General features: G+C 49.7%; 14 protein-coding genes. 11 read left to right on the top strand and 3 right to left on the bottom strand.

Annotation, left to right across the window (positions count from 1 at the left end; translation table 11 throughout):
• Positions 1-231 precede the first annotated feature (231 nt).
• From C5O19_RS12235 to nadE, 4 genes are all read left to right on the top strand, one after another.
• Entirely contained in the window at positions 232-1,134 is a 903-nt protein-coding gene (locus C5O19_RS12235) for an ROK family protein (protein ID WP_104712533.1), read from the top strand.
• Between the two features lie 41 nt (positions 1,135-1,175).
• Positions 1,176-1,814 (top strand): cysteine hydrolase, encoded by a 639-nt coding sequence (locus tag C5O19_RS12230; RefSeq protein WP_104712531.1) that lies wholly within the window; start codon positions 1,176-1,178, stop codon positions 1,812-1,814.
• 316 nt (positions 1,815-2,130) lie between these two features.
• Entirely contained in the window at positions 2,131-2,886 is a 756-nt protein-coding gene (locus C5O19_RS12225) for a PI-PLC domain-containing protein (RefSeq protein WP_104712529.1), read from the top strand.
• A gap of 109 nt (positions 2,887-2,995) precedes the next feature.
• Positions 2,996-5,014, top strand: a complete 2,019-nt coding sequence (nadE, locus tag C5O19_RS12220; RefSeq protein ID WP_104712526.1) for an NAD(+) synthase — start codon at positions 2,996-2,998, stop codon at positions 5,012-5,014.
• A 124-nt stretch (positions 5,015-5,138) separates the two neighbouring features.
• Here the strand turns inward: nadE and C5O19_RS12215 are convergent, their stop codons facing one another.
• Positions 5,139-6,866: a glycoside hydrolase family 9 protein gene (locus C5O19_RS12215; protein ID WP_104712523.1), complete on the bottom strand. Its 1,728-nt coding sequence runs from the start codon at positions 6,864-6,866 to the stop codon at positions 5,139-5,141.
• 157 nt (positions 6,867-7,023) lie between these two features.
• On the opposite strand from C5O19_RS12215, the gene C5O19_RS12210 reads away from it, so the two are divergent.
• From C5O19_RS12210 to C5O19_RS12190, 5 genes are all read left to right on the top strand, one after another.
• Complete coding sequence (locus C5O19_RS12210) at positions 7,024-7,785, top strand: type III pantothenate kinase (RefSeq protein ID WP_104712521.1); 762 nt, start codon at positions 7,024-7,026, stop codon at positions 7,783-7,785.
• Between the two features lie 99 nt (positions 7,786-7,884).
• On the top strand, positions 7,885-8,496 hold the full coding sequence (locus C5O19_RS12205) for a TetR/AcrR family transcriptional regulator (RefSeq protein WP_104712519.1): 612 nt from the start codon (positions 7,885-7,887) through the stop codon (positions 8,494-8,496).
• Positions 8,497-8,599: 103 nt separating this feature from the next.
• Positions 8,600-9,913 (top strand): TolC family protein, encoded by a 1,314-nt coding sequence (locus C5O19_RS12200; protein ID WP_104712517.1) that lies wholly within the window; start codon positions 8,600-8,602, stop codon positions 9,911-9,913.
• A gap of 14 nt (positions 9,914-9,927) precedes the next feature.
• Entirely contained in the window at positions 9,928-10,977 is a 1,050-nt protein-coding gene (locus C5O19_RS12195; RefSeq protein WP_104712515.1) for an efflux RND transporter periplasmic adaptor subunit, read from the top strand.
• 213 nt (positions 10,978-11,190) lie between these two features.
• On the top strand, positions 11,191-14,328 hold the full coding sequence (locus C5O19_RS12190; RefSeq protein WP_104712513.1) for an efflux RND transporter permease subunit: 3,138 nt from the start codon (positions 11,191-11,193) through the stop codon (positions 14,326-14,328).
• Between the two features lie 99 nt (positions 14,329-14,427).
• Here the strand turns inward: C5O19_RS12190 and dinB are convergent, their stop codons facing one another.
• Positions 14,428-15,504: a DNA polymerase IV gene (dinB, locus tag C5O19_RS12185; protein WP_262509726.1), complete on the bottom strand. Its 1,077-nt coding sequence runs from the start codon at positions 15,502-15,504 to the stop codon at positions 14,428-14,430.
• 186 nt (positions 15,505-15,690) lie between these two features.
• On the opposite strand from dinB, the gene arfB reads away from it, so the two are divergent.
• Together arfB and pafA are read left to right on the top strand one after the other, a co-directional pair.
• A complete protein-coding gene (arfB, locus tag C5O19_RS12180; protein WP_094809225.1) occupies positions 15,691-16,095 on the top strand; it encodes an alternative ribosome rescue aminoacyl-tRNA hydrolase ArfB in 405 nt (134 codons plus the stop codon).
• A gap of 37 nt (positions 16,096-16,132) precedes the next feature.
• Positions 16,133-17,785, top strand: a complete 1,653-nt coding sequence (gene pafA, locus C5O19_RS12175; RefSeq protein WP_104712508.1) for an alkaline phosphatase PafA — start codon at positions 16,133-16,135, stop codon at positions 17,783-17,785.
• Between the two features lie 292 nt (positions 17,786-18,077).
• Here pafA and C5O19_RS12170 read toward each other — a convergent pair whose 3' ends face one another.
• The gene (locus C5O19_RS12170) at positions 18,078-19,190 is read right to left on the bottom strand and encodes a Gfo/Idh/MocA family protein (protein WP_104712506.1); all 1,113 of its coding nucleotides are present in this window, start codon (positions 19,188-19,190) and stop codon (positions 18,078-18,080) included.
• Between the last annotated feature and the right edge of the window lie 8 nt (positions 19,191-19,198).

The following is a 19,198-nucleotide window of genomic DNA, read 5'->3' as shown; positions in this document are numbered from 1 at the left end:
TAGGTTTATTGTTGACCGTCTTTTCGTTCAGCCAGATTCACTAAGAACTTATAACTGTTCCGTAGCAAACTAGCCTTTTAGGAGTATCCGCATATGTACCTCTGTCAAGCCCGCAGTTAAACGGCTCGACAGAGGTTTTTTATTCCTAGGTATGGGATAAAGTAAGGGTAAATTTGCCGACACGAGCAAAAGCCCTTTTATTCGCCTCTGCTTAACTAAACATTTCAAGTAGTGAATCATCTTTGGGGTATAGATTTGGGAGGCACCAAAATTGAGTGTGCCGTATTAAACGCCGACAACATCAAAGAAGTCCGGGTTCGTCGCCGGATTCCTACCGAAGCCGACCAAGGGTACGAACATATTCTTAATCAGATTGAAAAACTGGTTAACCAGGTTATTGAAGAGTTAGGTGAACGGCCGGAGAAAATTGGCTTTGCTACTCCCGGTACGCTTGATCCTGTTACGCAAACGATGCGGGGCTGTAATACCGTAGTAATGAATGACCAGCCCATGCAGAAAGATCTTGAAGCACGGCTGGGCGTATCCTGTTTGATTGCCAATGATGCCAACTGTTTTGCCTTAGCCGAGGCCCTTTTGGGTGCTGCACCTGAAGTACATCCGAATGCTCAGGTTGTATTCGGTATCATTATGGGTACGGGCGTCGGTGGGGGCGTAGTAATCAACGGAAAAGTATGGGGCGGTCGTCAAGGAATTGGCGGTGAATGGGGGCATATCTTTCTGGATGAATCCGGAGGGCCTTGCTACTGCGGAAATGTAGGTTGCGTAGAAACGGTATTATCAGGACCTTCGCTTCAACGTTTTTACACGCAGGAAGCCGGTGAAAAACGCAGTATGCCTGACATTTTGGCCCGCCATCAGGCCGGTACGGATGCGGCCGCAACGGCTACCGTTGAACGTATGCTGAATCAGTTCGGAAAGGCGTTGTCGATCATTACCAATTTGCTTGATCCGGACGTGATTGTGATTGGGGGGGGCGTCTCTAACATTGATCTGCTGTATACCGAAGGCGTACAGCGGGCACAAAAGCACATCTTTACGCCTAAGCCTGATGTGTTAGTAGTGAAAAACGTGTTAGGCGATAGTGCGGGCGTTTTTGGAGCAGCTCTTTTGTAATAAATATCTCTCATTTATTCAAAATTAAACCTCGTACAGCCATGCAACTTTCAGCAGACCGGACGGCTCTCGTCCTGATTGAGTTTCAGAATGATTTTACGACCGAAGGAGGTGTTTTGCACGACGGCGTAAAGGCCGTTATGGAATCGACTCAGATGCTCCCGCATACCATCGAACTGGTTCGTCAGGCTCGGGAAGCGGGTGTACAGATTGTACACGTACCGATTTCTTTCACGGAAGATTACCATGAATTGAATCCGACGCCGTACGGAATTCTGAAAGGGGTCAAAGATGCCGGAGCCTTCAAAAAGGGAACCTGGGGTGCCGAAATTATTTCGGATTTGCATCCGCATCCCGAGGATATCGTCATCGAAGGAAAACGGGGGCTGTGTGGGTTTGCTAGCACAAACCTCGATTTTATCCTGCGAAGCCGAGGGTTACAAAACATCGCTCTGGCGGGTTTTCTCACCAATTGCTGCGTGGAATCGACGATGCGGACAGCCTACGAAAAAGGTTATTACGTCATGACTCTGACCGATTGTTGTGCAACACTAAGTCAGGAGGAACACGACAACGCTCTGACAAAGGATTTCCCCATGTTTAGTCAGCCCATGACGCATCAGGAGTTTCTAAGCTCCGTAGGTACGGAAGTGGAGCTGGTAGGGAAAGGCTATGAATAGATAAAACGCGACTCAGTACTGCTGAGTCGCGTTTTTTATTTTTACGGGAATGGAAAGCGGCAGTGTTTATCCGCAGTAAAGCGAAGAATACGTAACAAATGAATCCTTTTGATACATTAAAAGATCTTTCCTGAACGCTTTGTATCAATGACACGCTACTGTCTATGAAATCATAGGATTACAGAGCGGGTATATTCGTCTGGAGCGTCGCATGCGGCTATCCACATTTAAATTTTTGTCTCCGCCACCGCTTAGACCTAAGCATTAAAAGCCATATTTGAACGAAAATGCTCTTTTTTAAAAAATTATCCGTGCAATGAAACGCCTATTTACCGCCTGTCTTTTGCTGGGAACAATCCAAGCGGGTCTGTCCCAAACGAACTTTAAATATCGGCCATCCGCCCATTCGCACAACGATTACGAACAAATTAAACCTCTGGAAAATGCGTATGCTTTAGGCTTTGGCTCGATTGAAGCAGATGTATACGTACAAAATGGGGAATTGATGGTGGCTCACGAACGCAACGAAATCAAACCCGAGCGTACCTTCCGTCAATTGTATCTGACGCCCTTGCTCAAATTAGTACGGCAGCACGAAGGTTATCCGTACCCGGGCCATCATCCCTTGCAATTGATGGTTGATCTGAAGGATGCGGAAGCGTTGCCCCTGCTGGAGCACTTACTCAAATCACATCAATTTGAACTGAAGCAGGTTCGCTTTGTGGTGAGTGGTAATATGCCTCGTCCAGAAGAATTCAAAAATTACGATCCGATCATCAATTTTGATGGCCGTCGCTCTCAAAGCTATGCGGCTGACGCAAAGGCACGCGTACCCTTGATTAGTGCCGACTTTAAAGAATTCAGCACGCAAGCCTGGGATGGTATTACACCGCTCCCGAAGGAGGTAGAGTCAAAACTAAAAACCTTCGTCGCTCAGGCTCACGCCAATGGGCAGAAAACCCGCGTATGGGGAACTCCGAACACGGCTCTGGCATACCAGACCCTTCAGAAAATTGGACTCGATTACATTGGCTCGGATCAACTCGACAAATTGGCGGCTACCCTTAACTAGTACGGTCAATTTGCGGCCTGGTGTAATCTTTTAGTAAACGGAATGGTTACTTCTTTAGCCGTTCGTACCGGATGGTGCGAACGGTTTTTTCTATCGAAATTGACTGGGTATGAAGCTCATTAAATTAGCCGCAGGCGTAGTGAATACCATTCCGCTGGACTGGAATGGCAATCTTCAAAATATTCTTTCCTGTATTGAGGAAGCCCGTAATCAGGAGGTTACGCTTTTATGTTTACCCGAACTAAGCTTGAGTGGATATGGCTGCGAAGATATGTTTTACGCACCCTACGTAGCGGAAACGGCCCTGAGTCAGTTGCAGGAAATCGTTCCGTATACTTCCGATCTGGCCGTATCGGTGGGTTTGCCTTTAATGCTGAACAACAAGCTGTACAACGCTTCCTGTTTTATCGTCAATCGGCAGATTCGGGGTTTTGCACTCAAGAAAAATCTGGCTAATAACGGAATCCATTACGAAACCCGCTGGTTTCACGCGTGGTCAGCCGGGGATCGAACCAATGTAAAAATAAACGGAATTGATTACCCCGCGGGCGATCTGCTCTTCGAGGTAGCCGGAGCCAAGATCGGTTTTGAAATCTGCGAAGATGCCTGGATTGCCAATCGTCCCGGTCGCGAGTTATACGCTCGTGGCGTGGACATCATTCTGAATCCTTCCGCCAGCCACTTTAGCTTCTTCAAAAGCCAGACCCGCGAACGGTTTGTCCAGGATGGTAGTCGTTCCTTCGGTTGCGTGTACGTGTATACGAACCTGCTGGGCAACGAAGCGGGACGGGCCATCTACGATGGGGATGCCATGATTGCTCAGTCGGGAGAAATGCTGGCTTCGGGTACACGTTTCAGCTATACCGATCATTACATGGTCACGGCAACGGTCGATCTGGAAAAAGGTCGCCTCGAGCAAATGCAGAACCGGGCGGTGTTCAGCAAAACTGCCGATGCATTGATGGTTTCCGTACCCTTCCAGTGGCCCGAGATTCGTCCGGCCCGCAACCAGTACGTACTGGAAGACTGGGAAGCCAAAGGTTACCAAAAAGAAGAGGAATTTGCCCGGGCGGTATCGCTGGCCTTGTTTGACTACCTGCGGAAAAGTCGTTCGCAGGGCTTTGTCGTATCGCTCTCGGGGGGTGCTGACTCGTCGGCCTGTGCCGCTCTGGTCTATCTGATGGTAGAACTGGGCATAGAAAGTATTGGAATCGAGCGATTCAAACAACGACTCAGCTATATTGAAAAAATTCAGCAGGCGACTTCGACCAAGGAAATCGTGCATGAGTTGCTGTACTGCATCTGGCAGGGAACGGAAAATTCTTCGGCTGAGACGAAGTTTTCGGCAACCTCACTGGCCGAGGATCTGAACGCCCGTTTCTACGATGTCAACATCAATGGCCTCGTTGAAACCTACAAAGAACTCATCGAGTCGGGCCTGGATCGGAAGCTGAGCTGGGATACGGATGACATTGCCCTGCAAAACATACAGGCTCGGGTACGGGCTCCAAGTGCCTGGTTGCTGACTAATATTTACAACTGTTTGTTACTGTCCACCTCCAACCGTTCGGAAGCATCCGTAGGCTATGCGACCATGGATGGGGATACCGCGGGGAGTATCTCGCCGCTGGCGGGTATCGATAAAACGTTTCTGCGGAAATGGCTCCTGTGGCTGGAAGAAGTAGGGCTGGGGGGGACCCTGCAAGTAAAAGGCCTGAATGCCATGAACAATCTGCAACCTACGGCCGAGTTACGCCCCGCAGACCGGAAGCAAACGGATGAGGCTGATTTGATGCCTTACGAGGTGCTCAATGCAATTGAAACTTACGGCTTCCGCGATAAACAGCCGCCGAAGGAAGTTTTGAAAAAGCTGGAACTGGATTTCGAAGGCATTTATACGCGGGAAGAGTTGGTTGCCTGGACGGAACGGTTTTTCCGCCTCTGGAGCCGTAATCAATGGAAACGCGAACGGTATGCTCCCAGCTTCCACATCGACGACCGGAATCTCGATCCGCGTACCTGGCTTCGTTTTCCTATTCTGTCGGGCGGTTTCGAAAAAGAACTGGCTGAACTGCGGGAAGAGGCGAATACTCCTTTGGGACGCCGCCGGATTGGATTTGGAAATTAACGAAGTAGTTCGGCTGGGTTTGCTGTCGTTACAGAATGAGTGAATTGGCTGGGGACGCGTCAAAGACGCGTCCCCAGCTATTTTTAAAACGCTTACAAATGAAGATGACGAAGAACTGTAAGTATTAAAACTTCCCCTGCAACGCTTCCATCGCTACCGCCAGATACACCAACGGAGCATTCCAGTTGATGGCAATCTCATTAGAAGCGTACGAGCAAACATCATCCGTAAACGAAACATCGGGAATTTTTGAAGGATAGGTTGTACACTTATCCTGCTGTCCCGGATTGGCCCCCCCCGAAATCATACCGGGTATGGGGTCTACGACGCCATCCGCTTCCGACAATCGATGGTGGGGGTGCATGACCCGCTTACTTCCAAAGCCCGTCAGGAAGCAGTAGCCCGTCGCATTTTGTCCGAGCAAATAATTCAGATTCGACAAGGCTCCCGCTAAATACTCTTTCCGCGGACTCAGTCGATACGCGTGCAGTAAAGCAATCCCCTGATTGGCCGCAACCGAACTGCTTCCCCAAATGAAATCTTTCGCCGTCTGGCCCATTACGGTGGCGTTAGCACTGGCCGCATAGTCAGCCACCAACGCATCAGCTTCCTTCAGTAACAAAGCCCGAAGTCCCGACACTTCGCCCTGAGCTGCTTCGGGCAATTGCTTTTGCAAACGGGTAAGGGTATAATAACCCAGGGTCCGGACCTGATTCCAGGAGGGCAAGGGAGCTTTGGGGTCGGGTAGCCAGGCTAGTCGGTATTGTTTGTCTTTCGTCAGGGCATACAACTCGGCAGCAGCCCAGATCCACTCATCGCTCACGTCACGGTCGCCGTACGTTCCGGTACTGATGTCAGGATCGAAGGACTTATTGATGGCATCCTGATCATACAAAACTTTGGGATTTTCCTTGGCCCAGTTCCAGGCCTGTACCGCCATGACCCGGCAGGAGTCCGACAGACCCGGCAATGCTTTGGAGAAAGGCTTGAATACCCGGGCCGCCTGAGCCATCACCGCCGCAAAATCGAGCGTGGCGGCGGTACTTTTCTGAACGACGTACCGTACGGTGTGAGCATTCTGCGGCATAATCATCCCATCAAATTTGGCGTTGGTGAGCTTATGATACACACCGCCGTCGTTGGGATCCTGCATGGTGAGCATCCAGCGAAGATTAACGAGTACTTCATCCAGTAAATCCGGAATAGCATTCGTTTTCTCGGGAATATCCAGCGAAAGTTTCTGAACAAAAGCCGGATGATCTTCATACAGCGAAAGCAACGTTCCTACCGTAATACCCGAATTCACGATGTACTTGTTATAATCACCCGCATCATACCAGCCGCCGGGCGAAGACAGCACCGTACCCGCTGGACGCTCCTTCGATGCCGCTGAGGGGTGTACCACCACCTTCGTATCCGGATGACCTACGGGGCGGGCCCATTTGCCCGCGTAGGCTTTTGTTAGGGGGGCCGAAACCCGGTTGTAGTAAAACATCTTAATACTGGCCTGGGCGACGCTTCGGTGAATATTGCCCTGAATTTTGAACGGATACGAAGTACCAACCTCCGGGATGACTAGCTGATAGGTACCGGGTTTTTGAAAAGCCGTAAAATCAGCCACGCGGGTTTGCCGGGAGGCGTACGGATTGGTTCGTACCTCGCTCAGTGTACCCCTGAATACGGTATCCCGTCCGGCTATCACTGCAAAGGTCCGACCGGTTTCGGGTACAATGGCGTGTTTCGGTGCGTTCGGATAAAAACCAATCTGGTTGAGCTGAATGGATTCGGTGGGTGTCTGGGCCGCTAGCGTGCCGCTTACAAGGAACAGTAAAAAAAGAAACTGGATACGCATGCAGTGCTGGGTTTAGAGCAAGAATATACGCAAGTTAAGACGGAGCCTTAGGTACGGCAATTGCAAAGCCGCTGGAATCGACGAAATATCGCTAAACGACTGTAGCTTTGTCCGGTTATTGCCGATTCGGCAACCGCTTCAACATTTAGATCACTGCATGTTTCTCGCCATCGACGTCGGTAATACTGACATTGTTTTTGGAATCCATCCGGGTTCGGGCTGGCGGTGCCAGTTTCGCATTCCCACGCATTATAGCACACGTTCGGCGGACTACGAAGTACGTGTACGTACGCTTTTTCTGGAAAATGATCTGAAAATCAGTGACATCACCCGCGTAGGTATCAGTAGCGTGGTGCCGGGTGAAACCGCATTAATCCGTAGCCTGGTCACGGAATTATTCCAGCTTGACCCTTTTGTGGTAGGGCCGGATCTGTATCCGCTACTGGGCCTCGGTATCGCCAGCCCCCGCGAGATCGGTACTGACCTGGTGTGCAATGCCGTCTATGCCTGGGAAACGTACCAACAAAATAGTGTCGTTGTGGATTTTGGTACGGCTCTCACGTTTACCGTCGTCAGCGAGGCCCGAATTGTGGGCGTGAATATCGTACCGGGGATTAAAACGGCCCTGCGATCCCTCTTTGCCAATACCGCCCAGCTGCCCGAAGTGCCGCTGGAAATGCCCGAGTCAGCCATTGGCAAGAACACCGTACACGCCATTCAGGCCGGAATCTTGTGGGGCTACGTAGGTTTAGTGAAGGAACAATTATTTCAGATTCAGAATGAAGTGGGTCCGTGTAAGGTACTGGCCACGGGTGGTCTTTCCTCCGTCCTGAAGCCTTTACACGAATTGTTTGAAGAAGTAGACATCAACCTGACGCTTAATGGTCTGAAAATCATTGGCGATAAATTGTATAATTGAACTTTAAAAACAAATTCTATAATTGAACGTTTATTTTAAACGATTGTTTAAATTTTATTTGGAAGAATCTATTCTTCTGGTTTTTATTTGCATCACTGTATGACGACCAACCAAAACGATACCGAGGAAAAGATTAAGGAAGCGGCTCAACGCATCTTCCTGGAGAAAGGTTATGAGGGTACAACGATTCGGGATATTGCCGAAGCGGCCCAGATCAATACGGCTTTGACGAATTACTATTTTCGAAGTAAGGAGAAGCTGTTCTGGCTGGTGTACGAATCCTTGTTGAAAGAGGCGATACAGAGTGTTCAGGCAATTCTGGACAAGCCCATTCCGATGGAAGAGAAGTTGATGGGACTGATCGATCACATGTTTGAAACGCAGGCGGCTAATCCCAATCTATCCATGTTCCTGATGAACGAGTGCCGTCGGGATCCGAAGAGTTTCGCGGAGAAAACGGGCGTAGGGTGCCACTTGCTGGAAGGTGGTTTTATACAACAGTTTCAGGAAGAAGTGGAAAAGGGCACCATCACGAATGTATCTGCAGAACACATGCTACCGCTGGTATTTGGACTCATCCAGCAGATTTTTGTCGGACGGGAACTCCATATGCATTTGTTTCAGGTCGATGAATCCGAGTTTTTAACGTTTGCCCGCGAACAAAAGCGGATCATCAAAGACATGCTCTGTACGTATTTGTTCAAGAAATAGATTAGTCTTTTTTCCCCTATACAAGCCCCGGTTTACGTGGGGCTTTTCTTTTAACCCCAATTTAAACAAGCGTTTAAATTATTTATTTTAATCAAATAATACAATGTTACGCCTTCCCCTGATTGTTGGCCTATTCCTGCTCAGTTCGGGCGTTTGGGCTCAGAAACTGACGCTGGCCGACCTAACCGACAGAGCTCTGACGCACAATCTGGACGTCCGGTCTATTCAGCTCGAACGCGAGATTACGGACGCTCGTATCAAAGAAGTTCGTTCGTCAGCCTTACCGCAGGTAAATTTTGCGGGCGACTATAAGTATTACCTCAAGATTCCGGCTCAGGTCATTCCTTTATCGGCTTTTGGCGGACCGGAAGGATCGTACTCGGCGGCAGCGTTTGGACTGCCCTGGAACCTGGGAAGTACGGTACAAGCCAATCAGATTCTGTATAATCCTTCGCTGATGATTGGTCTGAAAGCCGCGAAAGTGGGTCGGGAAGTCGCTGATTTACAGATTCGTCGCACTCGAGAAGACATCGCTTATAATGTCGGAGCTACATATTTCAATGCTCAGACCGTAGCTCAGCAGGTTCAGTTTCTTGAAGGAAACATCAAGGCCCTGGATCGCTCTATTCAAATTACGGATTTGCAGTTTCAGCAACAAATGGCCAAAGGCATCGACGTAGATCGGCTGCGGCTGAATAAGGTTTCCATGCAAACGCAGATTGAATCGCTGAAAGCCGATTACGCTCGTATGCTGAATATGCTCAAGTTTCTGGCCGGTATTCCACAGACCGAAACGATCGAAATTGAACAACGAATCGAGGAAACGGCGATTGTCGTACCGACGGCCGAAGAAAGTGGACTGAACCGTACCGAACTACTGTTGCTGGATCGTCAGCAGGTGGCTAATACGCTGGAGCAACGCAACATCAAAGCGGGATTCCTGCCGACGGTTTCCGCATATGGCGTAGCCAATCACAGCGTGTTTGCCATTGGCGGCAATGAATCCTACATCAAAGGAATCCCCGCCTACTGGTTGGGCTTACAGGTGAACTGGAGCATTTTTGATGGGTTTACCCGCCGCAACAAGCTGGCTCAGAAACAACTGGAAGGACAGCAGTTATCACTTGATCTTCAGAAGACCAAAGAGTCCATCAGTATGGATATTTCGAATGCTCGTACACAGATGACCGTTCAGCAGCAAAACCTGAAAACATCCGATGAACAGGTGCGACTGGCTCAGAAAGTATACGAGCAAACGCAGCTGCAATTCAAGGAAGGAACGATTGACATCAGCAACCTCATCCAGACGGAAAACTCCCTACGGGAAGCTCAAAATAACTACCTGAGTTCGTTGGTCAAACTCCGTACGGCCGAACTCGACTGGCGGAAAGCAACCGGAAATCTCATCACTAAATAGATCAAAACACTCCTATGAAACGAATAATTGTAGCCATTGCCCTCGTGTCTACGCTGGGGCTGACGGCCTGGAAACTGCTAGACAACAAGGAAAAAGTTGCCGAAAAAGTATACAAACCCAATCCAAACCTGAAAGTGGGCGTGCGTACGGCCAAGGCCGAAGTACGCGATCTATCCCTCGAATCGCAGTTTTTAGGTTCGTTTGAGGCGAATCGGGAAATTGAAATTCGTCCGCAAGCCGGTGGTGAAATTGTCCAGTTACCCATCGTGGAAGGACAGGTCGTAGGAGCCGGAAAGCTCGTTGCTAAGCTCGACGACGATCAACTCCGCTACCAGATCGAGGCTTTGGAAGTACAGATTGAAGGATACAAAAATGACCTGAAACGCTACGAAGCGTTGGTGAAAGGGGATGCAACGCCCGCGGTCAACATCGAGAAAACGCAGCTCAACATCCGGGCTACGCAGGCTCAGGTAAAGCAGTTACAGAAACAACTGGCGAATACCACAATTACGGCACCGTTTTCGGGTATTGTAACGTCCAAAATGGTGGAGAAAGGATCGGTTGTGTCACCGGGTACGCCGCTGGCTAAAGTAACAGATATCTCTACGCTGAAACTGGTCGTACAGGTCCCGGAAAAAGCCATCAACCAATTCCGGATGGGACAAAGTATTGCGGTAAAAACCGAGGTCTACCCCGATACTGAATTTAAAGGCCGGGTTTCTCTGATCGGTGCTCAGGGCGATGCCGCTCACAATTATCCCATCGAAATTTCCGTCGCCAATTCCAATGCTCATGCCTTGCGGGCGGGTATGTACGGTACGATTGCCAATACCAGCGAATTGAAAGGTCAGAGTCTGTCCGTACCGCGTCAAGCGATCATCGGTTCGACCAAACAGCCGCAACTGTACGTCGTTGAAAACGGAACAGCCATCCTGCGTGACGTACAAATTGGAGCAACGACGAACGATTACTACGAGATTACGAAAGGCTTGCAGGCGGGCGAACAGGTCGTCGTTAGTGGACAAATCAACCTCCAGAACGGTACCCCGGTGGTTGCTCAATAAGGTAGTAGTTTGAGAAGTTTGATTCGTTTGAGAAGGTTTGAGCGGTTGGTAAAAAGGTAGACTGGAATGGTTTGACTGGGAGAACAGGAGAAGCCCTTCAGTGCAGCGAATACAGAAAAGTGACGCCAAGCCTCATACTATTAAACGAATCAAACCTTCTTAAAGCATCCTCCAACTATCAGGCAAAGCTTTCCGGCACAACTAGCACAGGATATGAATTTTATAGAAACCATCATCAAGCGACCTTCCATGATTATCGTATTGTTTGCGATACTCACGCTCGGAGGGTTTGCTTCGTATCGGCTGCTCAGCTACGAGCTGATGCCCGAGTTTTCCATTCCGGTCGTAACCATTACCACGGTGTATCCCGGAGCGGCTCCGTCCGAAGTAGAATCGGAAGTAAGTAAGAAAATCGAGGACGCCGTATCGGGCCTCGACAACATCGATAACATTACCACCAAGTCGCTGGAAAGTGCTTCGCTGGTGATTGTGGAATTCAAAGCGGGTACGGACATTGACAATGCTCTGGATGAAACCCAGCGGAAGATCAACAACATGGTGAGCGACCTTCCAGACGACGCCGAAACGCCTTCGCTGTCCAAAATCTCACCCAGCGATCAGCCGATTATGCAGTTACTGGCTACGTCGAGTCTGCCTAATGAAGTGTTCTACCAGCAGGTAGAGGACCGATACCTGCCTCTGATGCAACAGGTCCCCGGTGTCGCTGAAATCACAATGGTGGGGGGTGATAAACGCGAAGTACGGGTGAACGTCAACGACGATAAACTCAACTATTACGGCATATCGCTGCTCCAGGTAACCCAAGCCATTAATCAGGCCAACATGGAGTTCCCGACGGGGAAAGTCAAAAGCTCGTCCGAGCAGATTACGCTGAAGCTGGCCGGTAAGTTTTCCTCCATGGACGACATTCGGAATCTGGTGGTGGCAACGCCCCCCAACGGAAGTCCGATTCGCGTAAAAGACGTGGCTACAGTTACGGATGGACTGGCCGATACGGAAAGTATCAGTCGTTTCAACGGACAAAACGGGATTGGGATGTTCATCAAGAAACAATCTGATGCCAACGCGGTGGAAATCAGTCGCCTGATTCAGGAACGACTAGCAACTATTGAAAAAGAGAACGCCAAAGACAACGTACATTTTACGATTGCCTATGACAGCAGCACGTTTACGTTGGAGTCCGTGGAGGCCGTTACGCACGATTTGATTCTGGCCGTTGTGCTGGTGGCGGTCGTGATGCTACTCTTCCTGCATAGTATCCGGAACGCCATTATTGTCATGATTTCTGTACCGGCTTCGCTGGTTTCGGCCTTCCTTTTTATGTACGTCATGGGCTATTCGCTCAACCTGATGACCCTGCTGGCCCTTTCGCTGGTAATCGGTATTCTGGTCGATGACTCGATTGTAGTACTGGAAAACATTCAGCGGCACCTGGAGATGGGTAAAAATCGCTGGCAGGCGACGCTCGATGGGGTGAAGGAAATTGGCTTTGCGGCCGTAGCTCTGACGCTGGTGATTGTGGTGGTATTCGTGCCCATTACCATGGTTAGCTCCATCATTGCCGACCTGTTACGCCAGTTCTCGTTGACGGTAGCGTTTTCGACGATGGTCAGTTTGCTGGTCAGTTTTACGCTGACGCCGTACCTGACGTCCCGAATTGCCCGGCTGGAACACCTGAATCCGAAGAATCCTTTCCACGCTTTTCTGTTGTGGTTTGAACGCGGACTGACGGGTTTATCCAACTGGTACCAGCGTACGCTCGTTTGGGTGATTGGTCACAAAATCGCCTTTACCGGAATCCTGATCGCCATTTTCGTGGCAACGGGCTGGGTGATGGGTCTGGGTATTATCGGACAGGAATTCGTGGCTCAGGGCGATCAGGGCAAGTTTCTGCTGACGATGAAACTGGATAAAAGTGCTTCCCTGCAGCAAAACAACCTGACGGCCCGTAGCATTGAAGATTACCTGCGGAAGAAACCGGAAGTAGAAACCATTTTCGCTAACGTGGCGGGTGCCAGTACGGGCATGTCGAGTACGGGTCAGGGCGAAACCAACCGGACGGAGTTAACCATTGAGCTGGCTCCGGCGGAAGAGCGACCGAACCAGTTGCCGACGGAAAAGTACATGATTGAAACGCGTAAGGAGCTGTCGGAGCGTTTCCCGGGTATTGAATTTACCTCTTCCGTAATCGGGATGGTCAACTCCGGAGGTTCACCGATTGAAATGATTCTGAGCGGGGATAACCTCGACGAGTTAATGAAAACCGCAGGGCAGGTAGCCGATCGCCTGAAGAAGACGCCGGGTGCCAACGATGTGAAGGTTTCAGTAGAAGCCGGAAATCCCGAAGTACAAGTGAACATCGACCGGGAGAAGATGGCAAAACTGGGCCTGAACATTCAGACCGTAGGTGGCTTGCTGCAAAACGCCTTTGCTGGTAACGATGATTCGAAATACCGCGAGGGTAGCGAAGATTACGACATTCGGATTATGCTAGATGCCTTTGACCGGAAAGATCCCGAAGCGGTGAAGAACATTACGTTCTTCAGCCCGATCGCGAATCGTCCGGTACGGCTGGCCGAGTTTGCCGACGTGCGTCTGGGTAGCGGGCCTTCGTTGCTCGAACGTAAAAATCGCCGTACCTCCGTTACGATTACGGGGAATACGCTTGGCGTAGGATCCGGTACGCTGATCAACACAATCAATGAAGATCTAACGAAAAATCCGCTTCCGGCTAACGTAACGCTGAGTTGGGGTGGGGACGCCAAGAGTCAGAGTGAAGGATTCGGCTCGTTGGGACTCGCCATGGTGGCCGCTCTGATGCTGGTGTACTTCATCATGGTCTTGCTGTACGACAGCTTTATTTATCCGCTGGTCGTATTGTTCTCCATCCCCGTGGCCATCATTGGAGCGATGATTGCTCTGGCTCTGTCGTCCTCCAACATGAGCATCTTCGCGATGCTGGGTATGTTGATGTTGATGGGTCTGGTTATGAAAAACGCCATTTTGATTGTGGACTTTGCCAACCAGCTCAAAGCTCAGGGCATGCATTACAAGGAGGCCATCATTCACGCCGGAGAAGAACGTCTGCGACCCATTCTGATGACCACCATCGCCATGGTAATCGGGATGTTACCCATCGCACTGGCGGCCGGGGCTGGTTCGGAGTGGAAAAACTCCTTGGCCTGGGTGTTGATTGGTGGATTAACCAGTTCGATGATTTTGACCATATTCCTGGTACCCATGATTTATTACCTAGTCGATCGGGTTCGGGAAAAGTGGGGGAGTAAGCAAAAGAAAAAAGTAGAAGAATTAGAGTCAGTACCTGTTTAAGCCGTGAAAATAAGGGTGTCTTTCGAAAGGAGGGCACCCTTTTATTTGGGTAAGAGCGGGTTAAAAAGAGTGAACCGAATTTCAACCCGACCCAAGTCTTCAAAAATGAAACGTCAGCTGCCGCCCATCCCATTCATCTGCCCGCTCCAGGTTCGACAGCGTGACTCCCATAAGCCGAATCCCCATGCGGAGGGGGAAAATCCCCTCGAACAGCTCCCGTACCATGCGTTCGTAAAACGCCTGTTCGGTAATGGGTTGCAGGCTGGTTCGACTGCGAGTAATCTGTTCAAAATCACCGAACTTCACTTTCAGCGTTACCGTTTTGCCGTACGCCTGAGCCCGCTCGGCTCGTCGCCACACTTCCTCCGTAATGGGCCAGAGTTCATTCAGCAATAATTCCACGTCTTCCAGATCCGTCGAAAAGGTTTCTTCCGCTCCGATGGACTTCCGAATCCGATCGGGGTTGACCAGCCGATCATCCTGTCCCCGGGCAATCTGGTAATACCAACGACCCACTTTTCCAAAATGTTTCACCAGTACCTCCAGCGGCTGAGCTTTCAGATCGGCTCCGGTAAAAATGCCCATCTTGTGCATTTTATCGGCAGTAACCTTACCAATCCCGTGAAAATCCTTGACGTGTAAGCCCGCCACAAACGCTTCTGCCTGTTTGGGTTTAATGATGAAAAGACCATCCGGCTTGTTATAGTCGGAGGCGATTTTGGCCAGAAATTTGTTAAAGGATACCCCCGCTGAAGCCGTCAGTCCGGTTTCTTCCCGAATCTGGTTTTTGATCTCCTGAGCAATTTGCGTAGCCGTTTCGATCCCTTTCAGGTTTTCGGTAACGTCGAGGTAGGCTTCATCCAGCGAAAGCGGTTCAATCATAGGCGTATAGCGGGCGAAAATTTCGCGAATTTGAACCGAAACCGCCTTGTACACATCAAATCGCGGCCGGACAAAAAGAAGGTGCGGACACTTCCGCAACGCCGTTACCGAGGCCATTGCCGAGCGAACGCCGTACTTACGGGCTTCGTAACTAGCTGCCGCCACCACACCCCGTTCACGGCTACCCCCCACCGCCAGCGGTTTCCCCCGCAGCTCCGGATTATCCCGCTGTTCGACGCTGGCGTAGAAAGCGTCCATGTCAATATGTATGATTTTCCTAAATGTTGCCAAAATTCAGTGTGTACCTTTGGGTCTAGGGTTTTGTGTTTGGAGTTTTGGGTGGTTTACCACTGCGATTCGATTTTAACACAGCGTATATCCTTAACACAGTGATTGCTTCCTTTGTGGAATGTTGTGTAGCTATATCGATAGGGTCCAAAGGAATCAACAACGCTAAACCCAGAACGCTAAACGCAAACCATGTTACCCGATCTATACCCTGAACTCCAATTTCAGACCAGTCGTTCCTCCGGACCGGGTGGACAGAATGTAAATAAGGTTGAAAGCAAAGTGGAAGTTCGTCTCAATATTCAAACTTCCCAAATTCTAACGGATGAGCAAAAACAGAAGTTATTCCAACGTCTGGCCTCTCAGCTCAGTACCCAGGGTGAACTCATTATAACGGCTCAACAGTCGCGTAGTCAGCTTACGAATAAAGAACAGGCCGTCAAGAAGTTATACGCGGTTTTGGAAAAAGCTTTTCGCGAACCTCGCGTACGCAAAGCCACTAAACCCACCAAAGCCTCCACGCAGGAAAGGCTCCAGTCCAAACGGCTGGCTTCGGAGCGGAAAGCGTCACGTAGTCGCAAAAACTGGGAAGAGTAAACGCCTTATTATTAATTTTGTTACAAACGATTTCCACATGCATTCTTTCAAACTTAGTTTTCTATTGCTGCTAAGTCCTCTGTTGTTAGTGGCACAAACCAAGAAAAGCGTACAGCGAACCATGCCTGACCGTCCCAAGCTGGTGGTAGGGATTGTGGTCGATCAGATGCGATATGACTTTCTGTTCCGGTATTCAGAAAAATACGGAAAAGGCGGTTTCAAGCGGCTTTTAGGCGAAGGCTTCAACTGTGCGTACACGCATTACAATTACATGCCGACGATTACGGCACCCGGCCATACCTCTATTTATACGGGCTCCGTTCCAGCTATTCACGGGATTGTGGGCAATGACTGGTTTGACCGTAGCTTGGGTCGAGATGTCTATTGTACGGAAGATACCACGGTCGTTACCGCAGGTAATAATCCTTCCCCAGCGGGTCGGATGTCCCCCCGCAATGTACTCGCCAGCACGATTACCGACCAGCTGAAAATCGCGACCAACTTTAAATCGAAAGTCATTGGCGTTTCGCAGAAAGATCGGGGAGCGATCATTCCGGCGGGCCACACGGCCGACGGAGCCTACTGGTTCGATTCCCGCGATGGAAGTTTCATCACCAGTACGTTTTATATGAAAGACGTTCCCCAGTGGGTGAAAGATTTCAATGCGAAAAAACTGGCCAACAAATACCTGGAAAAACCCTGGACGACGCTGTTGCCCATCGAGCAATACACCGAAAGTACCGCCGATGATATGCCCTACGAACAGCCGATTCCGGGCGAAAAGAAACCCGTATTCCCGCACGAAGTAGGTGGTACGTTCCAGGGCTTCTACGAGAACTTCCGGAAAACGCCTTTTGGCAATAGTATTACGAAAGACTTTGCTATAGAGGCTCTCAAAAACGAGAAGTTGGGCAAAGGCAGCGTTACGGATTTCTTGGCCGTCAGCTTTTCCTCGACGGATTACGTAGGTCACAGTTTTGGTCCTAACTCAATTGAAACCCAGGATACCTATCTGCGTCTGGACAAGGATATTGAAGAATTATTAACCTTTCTCGACAGCTGGGTGGGTAAGGAGAATGTACTCGTTTTCCTCTCCGCGGATCACGGCGTAGCAGACGTATGGGGCTTCTCGAACGAACACCACATTGCCGCTGGTTCACTGGACAAAGTGACGGTGAAGGCCCGCGATGTATTGAACAAAGCGTACGGTGAAGCCGATTGGATTCAGTACTACGGCAACTATCAGTTATACCTGAACCCGGCCGTACTAAAAGCAAAAAAGCTGACGTATTCAGATGTATATCCCATGCTACGTGATTCCATCGTGCAAATGAAAGGGGTAGCAAACTTCATCAACCTGCATTCACTGGAAGCCGTTTCCATGAACGACAATCAGGCGTACTTTGTAAAGAATGGCTATCACCCGCGTCGGGGTGGGGATTTTATGCTGGTGTCGGAACCCGGCTGGCAGGATGGCTACACCAAAGCGGGTACGGGCCACGGTACGCTCTACAACTACGATTCACACGTACCTTGCCTGTTCTACGGCTGGAAAATCCCGCACGGTCGTACGGGGGCCTCGACTCACGTAGCCGACATTGCTGCAACGGTATCCTACCTGCTCGACATCCTCGAACCTAGTGGTTGCGTAGGTAAACCAGTGCTGGACATGGTGGGTCAAATCAAGTGAGTTTAGGGTTTTGAGTTTTTACGTTTAGAGTTAAAAAGAGTCCCGGGTTAGGTATCATAAACATACCTAACCCGGGACTCTTTGTTTAGTTTACGTGTTGCGTTTAGGGTTTTGTGTTTAGAGTTAAAAAAGTCCTAGGTTTGGTAGGATTGCGATACCAAGCCTGGGACTCTTTTTATAGGACATTGCTTCGTTAACAACCTTTCACTGTTTGGAGGCTATACTCTTGTACTAATAACTCCAACCACAGTGGTGAAACACCCAAAACTCTAAACACAAAACGCCAGACTTTCTAAAGTTTAAGATTCTCCTTCTTTCCCGATTTCACGGCTGCGTAGATCGCGTCGATAATCTTCAAATCTTTTAGACCCTCTTCGCCATCCACGGGTACAATAGGTTGTTTGCCCTGTAAGATAATCGCCGCCATTTCGTCCATCTGTACGGTTTGGTGCGTCACGATGGGTTGATTCAGTTCACCTTTGTGCGTCCGGCCTTTGATGGGACCGTATCCCGTAGCGGGAAACAATTCAGCAAAACCATTATCGCCCGTCAGGAAGAAACGATCCAGATTGTTAATGTTATAGCTCGACAGACAGGATGCTACGGCTCCACCGGGAAAGCCCAGTTGGAACGTAATCGTCTCATCAACGCCTTCCTTGAATTTTTGCGGATCGGTTTTCGTTTCCTGAGCCGTTACCCAAATGGGTTCTTCGCCTACCATATAGCGGGAACCGTTAATGGCGTAGATGCCAATATCCATCATAGAACCACCACCGGCGAGCTGTTTGTTCATTCGCCACTGACTGGGGTCGCCGATTTTAAAGCCAGAAAGTCCCTGGAAGAAGGTGATTTTTCCGAGTTCGCCCGCTTTTCGCATTCGCACGATTTCCAGCGTATGGGGCTCGAAGTGCATCCGATAACCTACCAGTAGCTTGACGTTGGCTTTCTTACAGGCATCTACCATTTCCTGGCCTTCCTTGGCATTGATAGCCATTGGTTTTTCACAGATCACGTGTTTACCGGCCTTGGCTACACGAATGACCTGATCATGGTGCAAGGCGTTTGGAGTAATGACATAGACGGCATCAATGTCTGCGTTATTCTTGATCTGGTCGAAGTTCTCGTAGTTGTAACAGTTCTTTTCGGGAATCTTGTATTTCGACTGCCAGTCTTTAATCTTCGATGGCGTACCGCTGATAACACCTACCAGTTTCGCCATTTTACTGGATTGCATGGCCTCTGCCACGCGGGTGCCGTAACCACCCAGACCCATAATGGCCACGCGTAAGACCGGACCATCGTAGGGCTTGCTGTAAAATTCGTCCAGCGAAGTAGCCTTGGGCAAAAAAGGTAAGGTAATGGCCGAAGCTGTCAGCTTTTGTAGAAAGTCGCGACGTGAATGCATAGAGAAAT

The organism is Siphonobacter curvatus (assembly GCF_002943425.1).
Taxonomy (GTDB): Bacteria; Bacteroidota; Bacteroidia; order Cytophagales; family Spirosomataceae; genus Siphonobacter; species Siphonobacter curvatus.
This window is presented reverse-complemented; position numbering and strand designations above follow the sequence as displayed.